The following is a 14,291-nucleotide window of genomic DNA, read 5'->3' as shown; positions in this document are numbered from 1 at the left end:
TTTTTTATCCACCTAAAATGGCTTTAAACACTGAAGTTGTATGGCCGCCTTCATAAAATACGTAAAGCAATAAATAGACCATAACACCTGTTATAGCTGTAGAGAACCACACGATACTTGTGAAAGGCCCAATTTTACGGTGTTTAGCCAATTGGTTTTTCCATCCCCAGTAAATCGTGATCAAGCCCATAATGCCGCCTGTTGTTGCCAATGTAATGTGGAATATTAAAAATACTGTATAAAATAACTTTAGCTCATCAGGTCCACCAAATGCGGTATTTCCAATGAATATCGTTCGAGACATGTAGATGATAAAGAACGTTAATGCAGCAGCCCCTGCTGCCACCATGACTTTCTTATGAGCTTCAATTTTACGACGACGAACTAAATTCCAGCCAATCGCTACTAAAATTGCACTTAATACTATAAAAAATGTACTGATCGTAGGCAAAAGCGGCAAATTCATTATAAGTTATTCTCCTTTATGGTTCGTTATGCGTTGTGTCTATGGTAATCCATATTTTTTCGATCTTGCAAAGTTTTCGCAGTAATTTCATCTGCGTTATCTGTTTCGTTACGCAACCATTCATGGAAAACCATCCAAATGAAAGCTGTGAAAACAAGTTCTTGAATAATTTTCATTGTAATTCCGCCTGTACGCTGATCTTCAAGCGTTGACATATTTGAAAATAACTCTGGACCAGATAAATTCAGCTGCGATAAGGTTCCTGCTGGCACACACAATGCCATAGCTTGTAACCATGCTTCACCATCTGTATAAGTAGCGTAAAAAGGCGTACCACTAAAGATAATCATTGCACAAGCTGGAGTTACTAAAACACTTAGGCCGAACAAATAACCCAATTTTTTCAAACCATGAAATTTATGCATTCCTTCAACATTGTTGACTACTGGCCACCAATAAAAGAAAGCCGACAAGAACAACACAATATTGACCGCACCATGTAGCATCATATCTTTTTTCACAAAATCAAAAACCATTGGAATGTGATAAAACGAGAAAACCATACCAAATAATATTAAAGCTAACATTGGGTTGGCAAAGAAATTGAACAATGGTTTAATAACCGGCAGAACGATAAAGGTTTTCCAAATATATGTTGGAATGCCCATAATTAATAACGGAACCGCTAAAAGTAACAATAACGCCATTTGAACCATATGCATGGTAAATAGAATATGGCCATATAAATCGACTGGTGAACCTTTTATGATATAAAGCAAAACCATTCCTGAAACAAAAAAAGTAGCTTCTTTAGCAGTAAGCGGTTGATTTTCTTTAAACTTACTGCGCCACTTTATAGTGGTTAAGAAATATAAAATCGTTACCAAAACGAGGACTGCTAAGTAAACGGGACTCCATAAAGCTTGAAATCCGAAGATACTAATCGGCATGTTATGGTACCTCCTTTCCTCAAGTACCCTCATTATATAGCTGCTAGCAAACTATATCAATGAACGAACTATGAACAATTAATTGCAAAAAAATTAACGCTAAACGCAAAGCCTTAACCATTTTGAATTAAACAAGACTTCTTTTCTTAAGCAAATCAAAAATTTAACCATAATCTTCTTTAGTATGCCTTTAAAATCACTTAAAGGCTTGTTTCCATACCTTTAACCAAATTCATAAAAAAACCCCTTACCGTTAAAGGTAAGGGGTTTAAACTAGAGCCTACCACCAAATGATTGTAACAAATGTTAGAACCGTGATAAAAGCTACAAACATACCAGAGAACATAAAGAACGCGATCATACCATGTCCTTTACCACTCATATGCATGAAGTAATAAAGTTGAAGAACTACTTGAATACCAGCCAATAATAGGATGATTGGTACGATCAAGTAAACTGAGAATCCAGCAGCAACCATTGTAAATGCAATTAATGTCAGGAAAATCATAATTGCGAATGTTGCCAAATGGCCTCTCATTTCTTCTGCTCTTTTTTTCTTAACGTATTCGAATTCTGCTTGCGATCTTACATGTACATGTGTATCGTGTGCCATTATCCGATCACTCCCATCAAATAGACGACAGTAAAGATGAACACCCAAACTACGTCAATAAAATGCCAGTATAAAGAAGCAAGATAGAATTTCGGTGCATTATACATGTTCAATCCGCGTTTTGCGTTACGAAGCATTAATGCGATAAACCAGCTAAGACCAAACAATACGTGAGCACCGTGTGTTCCTACAAGTGTAAAGAACGCTGAACTAAATGCACTGTTTGTGTAACCAAATCCAATATGGACATAGTGATTAAACTCATAAATCTCTAAGCCTAAGAATGTTAAACCAAGCAAAACAGTAATGGCTAGCCAAGCTTGCATGGCTTTAAAGTTATAGTTTTTCATATGGTGCATTGCATAAACACTAGTCAAAGACGAAGTTAAAAGAATCATCGTCATTGCAAAAACTAACGGTAGTTCAAAAAGTCCAGCGGCTGAAAATTCCATGCCGCTTGGTCCTTTATCTTTTAATGCAAGGTATGTTGCAAAAAGTGAAGCAAATGTTACTGTTTCTGCAGCTAGAAGCAACCAGAAACCAACAAACTTATTTTTCCCTTCCAACGTAGCCGTTTCAGGATGATCTGGCCAAGATTGGGGAGTATATTTTTGATTAATGTCCATCTGTGTTGCCTCCTTTCGCATCTTCTAGTAATTCTGCTTTTGTAATGTGGAAGCCTAAGTCATCTTTCAACGAACGCACTAACATCGAAGCGAACATTAATGTCAACCCGCCAATTAATACTGCTAACGCCCAAGGCTTACCGTCCATGAAGTACAAAGCGCCAAATGACGCGATAAACATCCCTAATGAAATTACGAAAGGAATAATAGAACCGTTTGGCATGTGAATATCGCCAAGAGGTTCAGCAAAAATCATACCTTTTTTGTTGCCATCCATTTTTTCGATCCAGTACGTGTCAAGACCACGAACTAATGGTGTTTGTGCAAAGTTATAAAATGGCGGTGGAGATGGAATTGCCCATTCTAGTGTACGGCCATCGCCCCATGGGTCGTTGCCGATACGCTCATTTTTAACAATCGTCATTACAACGTTTACAAGGAGAATAATGACACCAGTTGCCATCAAAATTGCACCAGACGAACTGATTGCGTTGAATAGATCCCAACCTTGGTCAGCTCCGAACGTGTAAACTCGACGTGGCATACCCATTAAGCCCAAGAAATGCTGAATAAAGAACGTTAAATGGAATCCAAGGAAAAAGAACCAGAATGTCCATTTACCTAATTTTTCACTAAGCATCGTTCCAAACATTTTTGGCCAGTATAAATGTGTACCTGCTAAAATTGCCAATACAACACCACCGACAATAACGTAATGGAAGTGAGCTACGATAAAGTAAGAATCATGCAATTGGTAATCCAAAGGCGCGATTGCTTGCATTACTCCTGTTACCCCACCCGCTACGAATGTAGGAATGAAAGCTACAGCATAAATCATTGGTACTGAGAACGAGATGTTCCCACCCCAAATAGTTAATAACCAGTTAAAGATCTTAATACCCGTTGGAACAGCAATGATCATTGTCGCTAAAGCAAATACCGCGTTAGCTGTTGGCCCTAAGCCGACTGTGAACATATGGTGAGCCCAAACCATGAATCCGTAAAATCCGATTAGGATTGTAGCGAAAACAAGTGCAGTGTATCCGAAAAGACGTTTACGAGAAAAGATTGCAAAGATTTCAGAGAAAATACCGAAAGCTGGCAAAATCAAAATGTAAACTTCTGGGTGACCGAAAATCCAGAATAAATGTTCCCAAATAATCGTGTTACCGCCCATTTCAACTGCAAAGAAACTTGCTCCAAACAAACGATCAAAGACCATGAAGAAAAGTCCTACAGTAAGTGGTGGGAATGCTAATAAGATTAAAGCGGAAGCAACAAAAGTTGTCCACGTGAACAATGGCATTCTCATATAAGTCATACCTGGCGCACGCATATTAATAATCGTTACAAGGAAGTTAATCCCTGCGATCAACGTACCAAAACCAGATATCGTTAACCCTAGTGTATAAAAATCAATACCATGACCTTCTGATGCCAGTGCTAGCGAAGCATAGTTCGTCCAACCTGCATCTGGTGCACCACCCATAAACCAAGAAAGGTTTAAGAAAATCCCACCAAAGAAGAATAACCAAAATCCTAGTGAGTTTAAAAATGGAAAAGCAACATCACGCGCACCAATTTGCAATGGCATAACCGCGTTCATGAAAGCTAATAATATCGGCATTGATGCCAAGAAAATCATCGTCGTACCGTGCATTGTTATAACTTCGTTAAATGTTCCAGCACTTAGGAAATCATTTCCTGCTTTAACTAACTGGATACGGATCAACATTGCTTCAATACCACCGACTAGGAAGAAGAAACCTCCTGACATGAGATACAGAATTGCAATTTTCTTATGGTCGACCGTTGTCATGAAGTCCCATATTGTAGCGCCGAAGCCCTTTTTTTGAGCAATAGAACTCACACTGTTAACCTCCCTTTTTTAACTTTATTCTACTCTTCTACCGATAAGCCCATTAAATAAGCTGCAAGAGCATCAAGTTCTTGATCTGATAATTTTTCACCATTGTTTAATGTAGCTACATCAGGCATTAAATTACCAGGCTTGTATTCTTGTGGATTAGAAATCCAATTTTTAAGATTTTCTTCGTTGTGCTCTAAGTATCCAGCAACGCGGTTACGATCACCAAATGTTGCTAAGTTTGGCCCAGCCATAAGATTACCTTGACCGACACCAGAAGTTGCGTGACAAGAGATACAGCTTAATCCATCTTGACCGAACAATTCTTCGCCTTGTTGAGCAAGAGCTCCTTCAACTGCAGCTGGTTCTTCTGATTGCATTGCTGTTACCCATTGGTCAAACTCTTCACGATCAACTGATTTCACTTTGAAATCCATTAACGCGTGAGAAGGTCCACAAAGCTCAGCACATTTACCATAAAATACGCCATCTTCAAGTTCTGAAGACTCTTGGTCAAATTCTAAGTAGAAAGTGTTGACGTTTTCAGGGTTTACATCTAATTTACCGCCAATAGATGGAATCCAGAATGAGTGTTTAATATCTGCTGAAATCAAGTTAAAGTATACGCGTTCATTTGTTGGTACAACCAACTCTTGAGCAGTTACAATCCCTTGTTCAGGATATTCAAATTCCCACCAGTAAAGTTTACCTGTTACGTTTACTGTTAAGTGAGAAGAATTACCATCTTTCGCTTCGACGTCCATTGTTGAAACATCAGCTAAGTCGAAAGTTGAATAAACTGTTGGAACTGCAAGGATTAATAGAAGGACAATCGGAATCGCTGTCCAAATAAATTCTAATTTCGCACTTCCTTCAACTTGTTCAGGAATCATGTCTTCTCCCACTTTTGAACGGCGGAATTTAACAATAGCTAAAATAAATATAATCAATACAACAACGATAACAAACGTCATTATAACTGATGATAAGATCAACAAGTTAAATTGATCTTGAGCTACTCTACCTGCTGGTATTAATGTCGAAATCTCTTCGCGCCCACATCCTGCAAGAAATACTAATAACGTGGACATTAATGCGAAAAGTCGCCATTTTTTAATTCCTTTCATCATAGCTTGTCATACCCCTCTCTCATTTAAATAGTTTCTTTTTAGAAATGGTTTTTAGATGAAAACAGCAAAAATGATCATCGAAACAAATAGAATGGTCATATAGTTCAATGAATAGATAAACATTGTCTTCGCCCATTTCAAATCATCTGCCGCTTTAAATCCTCGAATAGCCAATACTAGCCACCCGATATTTAAAAGTGTAGCTAAGATGATAAAGCCTGTCCCAAGTTCCATTAATAGGAATGGTAGAGGGAAAAGCATTACAACCCATGCAAGCATCGATTTCTTTGTTCGGTGAAAACCTTTTATTACCGGTAGCATTGGAATATTCGCTGCACGATACTCTTCTGTTCGTTTCATAGCCAATGCATAAAAATGCGGCGGCTGCCAAATGAACATAATTAAGAATAATGCCCAAGCACCCACTCCAAGTGTCGGTTCCACTGCAGCCCATCCGATTAGTGGTGGTATCGCACCAGAGATGCTCCCAACAATCGTGTTGCTGACATAACGTCTTTTTGACCACATGGAATATAAAACGACATAAGCTAAAACCCCGGCAATCCCTAAAACACCAGCCGATACAGAAGCGGAGAACAAAAATATTTCGCCTATAACGATGAAAGAAATAGCTAGTGCAAAGACAGCTGATGGCTTGAATCTTCCTGTTACTGTAGGACGCCCTTTCTTACTTTCCATTAAAGGATCTATATCCGTATCAATATAGTTATTCATCGCCGCAGATCCTGCAATAATCAGCGCTGAACCGAAAATGGTGTAGACAAGGATATCCAGCTCATTAAGAAAATGTCTGTCGGAAAACTGAAATGCGAGCCACAAACCTGTAAAGACTGTAATTAAATTAGAATTAACAATTCCAATTTTGATAAGTGCCAAAAAGTCTTTAAGAAATGTTGACGCTTCCGGTTCCTCGTGTGCATCTGCAGACATTGCCCGGCCATTTGACATATAAGTCCCTCCTTTCAAAGTTGTAAGCATATTCCGCTAACCATAACTATATCTAAATTCCAGTTGTTTTTCTACATATAACTGAAATTTCCTGATAAAAGAGATGATTTTCACGTAATTCGTCTCACTCTATGCATCTCCTATCATACCTTAACACTTACACTATTTTAAGATAGAAAAAAAATAGTTTTTGAACAGTTTGTGAAGCGGCAGTTATTATGTCCAAATCTTGAAAGTTTCTACTATTGTTGATTTCTCGTTGTATTATGAGGTAATATTCGCTATTATCGAGTATGCAGGTATATGGACGTTGAAAAGTTTTCTATAGAAAAAGTAGGTGGTATTTTGCAGCAAAATAGATATATAAAATGGTTTGCCGTCGCAGCCACAATAGGCATGTTGTTGATACTTCTTGGCGGCGCTCTTGTTACTAAGACCGACAGCGGTATGGGGTGTGGACGAAATTGGCCAGATTGTAATGGCAAATTAATTCCAGACAATATTACAACTGAAGTGCTAATTGAATTTTCTCATCGTCTTGTTACTGGAGTCGTTGGTATATTAATCGTAATTTTAGCGGTATGGGCTTGGAGAAAATTTGGACATGTTCGAGAAACAAAATTCCTTGCAGTTATGGCTGTTTTCTTTTTAGTATTACAGGCATTAATTGGTGCAGCACAGGTGCTATGGGGACAAGGTGATTTTATACTCGCCCTCCACTTCGGAATCTCTTTACTTTCGTTTGCATCTATCTTGTTATTAACACTTTTGATTTTTGAAGTCGACCGTAAGTTTGATGCAGATCGAGTTCAAATCGGCAAAAAATTGCGTTTCCACACCATTGGGGTCGCTTTATATTCTTATATTGTCGTTTATACGGGCGCTTTAGTTCGCCATACAGATTCTAGTCTTATTTGTTCTGATTGGCCCTTATGCCGAAATGACGATTTTGCATTGCCTAGCAATATGTACGAATGGGTGCAAATGAGTCACCGTGCAGCAGCCGGATTGATCGTGATTTGGCTAGGCTATATTGCTTGGCATGCTATAAAGCATTACAAAGATCAACGGGTTATTTATTGGGGATGGACCATCGCTTTCATCATCGTCCTTCTTCAAGCAACAACAGGTATGCTCGTGGTCCTGACAAAACTCAATTTAGTTGTTGCACTTCTGCATTCGTTGCTAATTTCAATGCTCTTTGGCTTATTATGCTATATGGTATTACTGGTATCGCGAAGTCGAATAAAAACAAATTCTAAATAAAAACAAGGTAGGCGCATGATGCGCCTACCTTGTTTTTATTTTTTCTCCATTTCGATCAATAGATCGCCTGTTGAAATGCCATCACTGGCAACTACATGAATATTTTGGATCGTTCCGTCAAACGGTGCTTGAACAGTCGTTTCCATTTTCATGGCTTCTGTTACAAGTAGATGGTCGCCACGTTTAACTTTGGCTCCTTTTTCTGTGAGCACTTTTAAAACAGTTCCTGGCATAGTCGCCGCAATATGACTTTCGTTTGTCGGATTAGCTTTTGGTTTTGCTGTGCTATCCGCTTCTACGGTCATATCTTGAATGCTGACTTCACGAGGTTGACCGTTTAACTCGAAGTAGATGATGCGCGTTCCGTCTTTTTGCGGTTCGCCTATAGAAACCATCTTAACCATCAAAGTCTTGCCTTTTTCAATTTCCACTTCAATTTCTTCGCCTAATCTCATTCCGTATAAGAATGTCAATGTATCTAGAACGGAAACATTACCAAATTGAATATTGGTAGCTGTGTATTCATCGAATACTTTCGGATATAGCGCATAAGCTAAAATTTCATGGCTTGTTAAAGGACGTTCTAATTTATCGTATAAAGTCTTTTTGATTTCATCGAAATCTGCTGGTTCTAAAAGTTCACCTGGACGAACGGTAATTGGCTTACGTTCTTTCAAGATGACTTTCTGCAAATCTTCTGGGAATCCACCATGTGGCTGGCCAATATACCCTTCAAAGAATTCAATAACTGATTCTGGGAAGTCAATTGTTTTCCCACGAGAAATTACCGTTTTTTCATCTAGCTCGTTTTGCACCATGAACAGTGCCATGTCTCCTACTACTTTTGAAGAAGGTGTCACTTTTACAACGTCTCCGAATAACATGTTAACGCGAGAATACATCGATTTAACTTCTTCCCAACGCAATCCTAATCCTACAGCTTTTGCTTGTTGTTGGAGATTGCTGTACTGTCCACCTGGCATTTCATGTTCATAAATCTCAGAATGCGGGCTATTCATGCCGCTTTCAAAATCAACATAGTATTTACGAACATCTTCCCAATAATGAGACATTTTTTCGAGATTTTTCACATTTGATCGAATTTCACGGTTACCACCGCTCATCGCGTAATGAAGCGAACTTGCACTTGGTTGTGATGTAAGTCCTGCCATCGATCCAAGAGCTGTATCAACGATATCTACTCCAGCTTCAATTGCTTTCGAGTACATATAAATGCCGTTACCACTTGTATCGTGTGTATGAAGATGAATTGGCAATGACACAGTATCTTTAAGTTCAGAGACTAAACGATAGGCCGCTTCTGGTTTTAACAGACCAGCCATGTCTTTAATCGCTAAAATATGTGCGCCTGCTGCTTCTAATTCTTTTGCCATATCTTTATAATATTGCACCGTGTATTTGTCTCGACTCGGATCTAAAATATCTCCTGTGTAACAAATCGCAGCTTCTGCAATTTTGCCAGATTGACGAACTTCATCAATCGCCACTTCCATACCTTTGATCCAGTTTAAACTATCGAAAATTCGGAAAACATCGATTCCTGCATCTCCCGATTTACGAACAAACTCACGAATAACATTATCTGGATAATTTTTATAACCTACTGCGTTCGCACCGCGGAACAACATTTGGAACAAGACATTTGGAATATCTTTACGAAGTTTGATCAAACGTTCCCAAGGGTCTTCTTTTAAGAATCTGTAAGATACGTCAAAAGTGGCGCCTCCCCACATTTCAAGAGAAAACAAATCGTGTTGCAAACGAGCAGTTTCTTTCGCAATTTCAAACAAATCATGCGAGCGAACACGTGTAGCAAGCAACGATTGGTGCGCATCGCGGAATGTAGTGTCCGTGATCAATACATCTTTTTGTTCGTGAATCCATTTAGTTAATCCATCTGCTCCTTGTGAATCGAAAATCTGCTTCGTCCCATTTGGTGCCGGAGCCAATAAATCCACTTCTGGTTTACGCGGAGCCGTATGGATTGGTTTGTTTTTCTTCTCAATCCCTGGGAAACCGTTGACCGTTACGTTACCGATATAGCTCAGTAACTTAGTTCCACGGTCTTGTCGCACTGGGAATATAAACAATTCTGGCGTTGTATCGATAAAGCTTGTATCAAATTCGCCTTTTATAAAGTTCTTATGTTTTACCACATTTTCTAAAAATGGAATATTTGTTTTAATCCCACGGATTCGGAATTCTTGTAAATTACGATCCATTTTAGCTGCAGCTTCCTTGAACGTTAATGCCCAAGTCGAAACTTTCACCAATAGCGAATCATAATAAGGTGAGATTATTGCTCCTTGGAAACCATTTCCTGCATCCAAACGTACGCCAAATCCACCACCTGAGCGATAAACCATCAATTTCCCAGCATCAGGCATGAAATCATTTAATGGATCTTCAGTAGTGACACGCGACTGAATCGCGAAACCAAATAATGGAATTTCACTTTGTTGTGGGATGCCTACTTCTTCACTGTGAATCATATGTCCTCTTGCAATATGAATTTGCGCGTGAACAATATCAATTCCAGTGATCATTTCTGTAATCGTATGCTCTACTTGAATACGTGGATTTACTTCAATAAAGTAAAATTCATCGTTAGCTACAAGAAATTCGACTGTGCCGGCATTTATGTAGTCTATATTTTTCATTAATTTAACTGCGGCATCACAAATTTCGTTGCGCAATTCGTTACTTATTGAGTTAGAAGGGGCAATTTCTACAACTTTTTGATGACGGCGTTGAATTGAACAATCTCTTTCATACAAGTGAATGACGTTTCCTTCTGAGTCTCCCAAAATTTGAACTTCAATATGTTTAGGTTTTTCAACGAATTTTTCGACATACATTTCATCTGATCCAAAAGCAGCTTTTGCTTCAGATTTTGCACGTTCATAAGAGGATGCTAATTCTTCTTGAGATCTGACAATACGCATTCCGCGGCCTCCGCCGCCAAGAGATGCTTTAATCATTAATGGAAAACCTGCTGTTTTACTGAATTCTTCAACTTCCTTTAAAGACTCAACTGGGCCGTCTGTACCTGGAATAACTGGAATACCAGCGGCAATTGCTTGAGTACGAGCTTTAACTTTGTCACCGAACATATCCAAGTGTTTTGAAGTAGGACCGATAAAGATGATATCTTCTTCTTCACAACGTCTTGCAAAATGCACGTTTTCCGATAAAAAGCCGTAGCCTGGATGAATTGCATCTACATTCGAATCTTTTGCAATACGGATAATATCTTCAATATCCAAATACGCATCGATCGGCTTTTTGCCCTTACCTACTAAATAGGATTCATCAGCCTTATAGCGGTGAAATGAACCACTATCTTCTTGAGAATAAATTGCAACTGTTTGAATTTTCAGTTCTGTACAAGCGCGGAAAATCCGAATAGCGATTTCTCCGCGGTTGGCCACCAAGATTTTGTCAATCTTCTTCACACCGCAGCACACCCTTTACTTTTTCGATTTTTCGTATTTGTTGAACATGGAAACATTCATTAATACTCCCATAGATAAAGATAACAAAATTACAGAAGTTCCGCCATAGCTGATAAAAGGAAGTGTTACTCCAGTTAATGGAATAATCCCAGTTAAGCCCCCTAAATTCACAAAAGATTGGATACCAATCATACTTGCAACACCGGCCGCTAACATTCTAGCTAAAGGATCATGAGTCGTCATAGCAATCCAAAGACCACGTAATACGACAAACCCTAAACCACCTAAAACAAAGACTACACCTAATACGCCTAGCTCTTCAGCTATAACCGACATGATAAAGTCCGTATGCGGTTCTGGAAGGTATCCTAGTTTCTGAATCGACTGTCCCAATCCTAAGCCACTCAATCCACCAGAGCCGATTGCTAAATAACCGTTAACGATTTGGAACCCAAATCCTAACTCATCCGAAAACGGATTAAAGAAAGCATCTAATCGACCTAGACGTTTTTCAGTGAAAATTCGATCTCCAGCAAAAATCATAAAAGGAATAATAATAATAGATGCTGCTGCTACAAAGACTGCTGAAAGTCGAATAAATGGTTTTAAACGAACCCCACTAGCCGACATCACCGATAACCCTACTGCACCAATAATCAACATGGACCCAAGATCGGGTTCCAGAAATACTGAAAATAATACAAGCGTTAAGATAATAACGGGAGGTATAATAGACTCGTTTAATTTATTAATGGTGCCATTTTTGTATTTGTTAGCAAATACGCCAGATAAGTAAAGAATTATCCCGACTTTCGCCACTTCAGAAGGTTGGATATTCGCAAATCCTAAGCTAATCCAACTTTTAGCTCCCCCAGCAGCAAAACCGATAAAATGAACAGCGATCAATCCGGTAAAGACAACGATTAAGATGGTTTTCATCATCCATCGTTTTTTAAAGTGCTTATACGGAAAAACTGCTGCCATCGCAAAGACCGGAAATGCAATAGCTAAGTTTATTAATTGTTGTATGTAAAATCGATCGGGCTCAGAGCCATAATAATTGACCGACCACGCCATACTAGAGCTGTAAATCATAATTAGTCCAAATATCGTTAAAGCCAAATAAGTAAAAAATAAAGGATAGTCAAAGTATTTTGCGTACTTCTTGATGTAAGATTTCATTTTTATACCTCTTTTAATTTAATAGAATAACGAGAAAAGCGGGAGCTGTTGCGAAGATTCATTTTAAGTAATAAATAAAGTAAATACTTCCCTAAAATTTCAAAAAAACTCAAACAGAATTCGTTTGAGTTTTAGATCATTTATTTGTATACGCATCATGAAGAATTGAAAGTTTCTTTTCTAGCGTATCCATTAAATTTTTTCCAGCCTCACGTTCGATTAGACCGAGCTTAACCGCAAAATCAATTTCGCGTGATAGACCGAACATTTGGGTGTCCAGCACCTCTTCATATAAAGGACAAGATGGTAACGTTAAGTGATCCATTTGCACCTTGATTAATTGCTCGATTTTCTCTGCATCCGCTTTGAGGAGTTCTAAAGCCTTCAAATGGTATGTTTGTTCTTCTGTATGTTCCATGAGGACTCCCCCATTTTTATGAGTTTTCTTCTCTATTTTCCTGTTTAAAGTGTATCTTTTACAAAGGGAAAATGCAAGCCTCTTAGACGAAAGAGATGAATCACTTTAGGAACTTGACACGAAAAGGTATACTATTAAAAGAGTAACTATCTAAATGGAGGGTTTACCCATGGAATTTATCATACCTTTTAAAGGTGAAGTGAAATTTAAATTGATTCTTGATCCAACTGTATGGATTTTTGACGACCGCAAATTGAATTTAGAAACGTATTTTCAAGAAGAACGGATTGAAAAAGATGAACTTGAAGAGTACAAACGCGGGATGGGCGAACATTGGTCTCGAGAAATTATGGAAGGGAATGTTGTACCCCCTACTTTGAATTCAGAAAAAACATACAAGAGCAAAGAAAAAAAAGAAATGCTAACCGGCACTTTTGGCATTTTGTTTAAGCCCTTCCTTTTAAATGCAGAACCTTTTGAACACGCAAAACGTGTGGTTTTTGAAACATTGCACGGTGAGTTTGAATTTCCGATTGAACACGCTGCACAATTAATATTTAAGTTTAGCGATCACGGAAAACCATTAAAAGAAGATGGCCCTGTTCATGTACTTCTTCCGGATGGATCTAACCAAGATAACCCCATTACCGATATCCAAGCCATCCGAGTCGAATAGGAGTGATAAAGCATGCGAGTAAAATGCGTAATCTGCGATAAAATTGAAGAGTTAGTCGATGATACACTTCAGGCAAAACGCCTACGTAACAGACCTATTCATACCCATATGTGTGATGAATGCCACGATCGCATAACAGAGAGAACAAAAGAGCGCTTAGCAACTGGATCTTTCCGCTTTTACCGAAGTTCTCGTAGCATTGAGGATGATTTCTGATGAAGCTCTTAAAAGGTCTCTGGATCGGATTTTGGAGCGGACTGATTTTAGGCATTTTACTAAAATGGGTTCAATCAGTTACCGGAGAACAAGTATATACACTCCTGTTAAATGTTGATTTTGTTCCGATAATAGGTGATGTACAATGGTCAGAGGTTACAGAATTCATTTTTCACATGAGTATTTCATTAATTATTGGTATTGTTTTCGTGTTTTTAGCGAAACGCCGCAAATATACATTCGGTCAATTGGTGATTCTTAGTTTGCTTATGTCGATTCCTTTTCCGTTCCTTTACTTTTTACTTGCGGATCTTGCGATCAATGCGGATGTGCCAGCAGTTAATGACTGGAGTGCGTTTTTATACTGGGTATTCGGCCATTTAACATATTCATTATTATTACCAATTCTATACAAAACATTTGAACGCAAAAACGA

14 protein-coding genes are annotated in these 14,291 nt (G+C 38.5%); 4 read left to right on the top strand and 10 right to left on the bottom strand.

Translation table 11 applies throughout. The features are described from left to right. Nucleotides 1–4: 4 nt before the first annotated feature. From GPDM_RS03985 to cyoE, 7 genes are all read right to left on the bottom strand, one after another. Nucleotides 5–466, bottom strand: a complete 462-nt coding sequence (locus tag GPDM_RS03985) for a DUF420 domain-containing protein (protein WP_008429194.1) — start codon at nucleotides 464–466, stop codon at nucleotides 5–7. 26 nt (nucleotides 467–492) lie between these two features. Continuing rightward, nucleotides 493–1,416: a cytochrome c oxidase assembly factor CtaG gene (ctaG, locus tag GPDM_RS03980; protein ID WP_008429192.1), complete on the bottom strand. Its 924-nt coding sequence runs from the start codon at nucleotides 1,414–1,416 to the stop codon at nucleotides 493–495. Nucleotides 1,417–1,696: 280 nt separating this feature from the next. Then, entirely contained in the window at nucleotides 1,697–2,029 is a 333-nt protein-coding gene (gene ctaF / locus GPDM_RS03975; protein WP_008429190.1) for a cytochrome c oxidase subunit IVB, read from the bottom strand. Beyond that, complete coding sequence (locus tag GPDM_RS03970) at nucleotides 2,029–2,655, bottom strand: cytochrome (ubi)quinol oxidase subunit III (protein WP_008429188.1); 627 nt, start codon at nucleotides 2,653–2,655, stop codon at nucleotides 2,029–2,031. The genes ctaF and GPDM_RS03970 overlap by 1 nt, the downstream gene beginning before the upstream one ends. Then, nucleotides 2,645–4,525 (bottom strand): cytochrome c oxidase subunit I, encoded by a 1,881-nt coding sequence (locus GPDM_RS03965; RefSeq protein WP_008429186.1) that lies wholly within the window; start codon nucleotides 4,523–4,525, stop codon nucleotides 2,645–2,647. The genes GPDM_RS03970 and GPDM_RS03965 overlap by 11 nt, the downstream gene beginning before the upstream one ends. A gap of 29 nt (nucleotides 4,526–4,554) precedes the next feature. Further along, a complete protein-coding gene (gene coxB / locus GPDM_RS03960; RefSeq protein ID WP_008429184.1) occupies nucleotides 4,555–5,652 on the bottom strand; it encodes a cytochrome c oxidase subunit II in 1,098 nt (365 codons plus the stop codon). Nucleotides 5,653–5,703: 51 nt separating this feature from the next. Continuing rightward, complete coding sequence (gene cyoE, locus GPDM_RS03955) at nucleotides 5,704–6,621, bottom strand: heme o synthase (protein ID WP_008429182.1); 918 nt, start codon at nucleotides 6,619–6,621, stop codon at nucleotides 5,704–5,706. Between the two features lie 303 nt (nucleotides 6,622–6,924). On the opposite strand from cyoE, the gene GPDM_RS03950 reads away from it, so the two are divergent. Then, on the top strand, nucleotides 6,925–7,887 hold the full coding sequence (locus GPDM_RS03950; RefSeq protein ID WP_008429180.1) for a COX15/CtaA family protein: 963 nt from the start codon (nucleotides 6,925–6,927) through the stop codon (nucleotides 7,885–7,887). A 35-nt stretch (nucleotides 7,888–7,922) separates the two neighbouring features. Here GPDM_RS03950 and pyc read toward each other — a convergent pair whose 3' ends face one another. The 3 genes from pyc to GPDM_RS03935 form a co-directional block, all read right to left on the bottom strand. Next, the gene (pyc, locus tag GPDM_RS03945; RefSeq protein ID WP_008429178.1) at nucleotides 7,923–11,363 is read right to left on the bottom strand and encodes a pyruvate carboxylase; all 3,441 of its coding nucleotides are present in this window, start codon (nucleotides 11,361–11,363) and stop codon (nucleotides 7,923–7,925) included. A gap of 15 nt (nucleotides 11,364–11,378) precedes the next feature. After that, nucleotides 11,379–12,545, bottom strand: a complete 1,167-nt coding sequence (locus GPDM_RS03940; RefSeq protein WP_008429176.1) for an FtsW/RodA/SpoVE family cell cycle protein — start codon at nucleotides 12,543–12,545, stop codon at nucleotides 11,379–11,381. A gap of 136 nt (nucleotides 12,546–12,681) precedes the next feature. Beyond that, on the bottom strand, nucleotides 12,682–12,963 hold the full coding sequence (locus GPDM_RS03935; protein WP_008429175.1) for an Fpa/YlaN family protein: 282 nt from the start codon (nucleotides 12,961–12,963) through the stop codon (nucleotides 12,682–12,684). A 169-nt stretch (nucleotides 12,964–13,132) separates the two neighbouring features. On the opposite strand from GPDM_RS03935, the gene GPDM_RS03930 reads away from it, so the two are divergent. From GPDM_RS03930 to GPDM_RS03920, 3 genes are all read left to right on the top strand, one after another. Continuing rightward, entirely contained in the window at nucleotides 13,133–13,639 is a 507-nt protein-coding gene (locus tag GPDM_RS03930) for a hypothetical protein (protein ID WP_008429172.1), read from the top strand. A 12-nt stretch (nucleotides 13,640–13,651) separates the two neighbouring features. Further along, nucleotides 13,652–13,855 carry a YlaI family protein gene (locus GPDM_RS03925; protein ID WP_008429170.1) on the top strand — a complete coding sequence of 68 codons (204 nt, stop codon included), beginning with the start codon at nucleotides 13,652–13,654 and terminating at the stop codon, nucleotides 13,853–13,855. Beyond that, on the top strand, nucleotides 13,855–14,291 hold a 437-nt coding region (locus GPDM_RS03920), incomplete at its 3' end, for a hypothetical protein (protein ID WP_008429168.1). The genes GPDM_RS03925 and GPDM_RS03920, both read left to right, overlap by 1 nt.

This window comes from Planococcus donghaensis MPA1U2, from assembly GCF_000189395.1.
Taxonomy (GTDB): Bacteria; Bacillota; Bacilli; order Bacillales_A; family Planococcaceae; genus Planococcus; species Planococcus donghaensis_B.
Note: the sequence above shows the minus strand (reverse complement) of the source record. Positions and strands in the feature narration are given on the sequence as shown.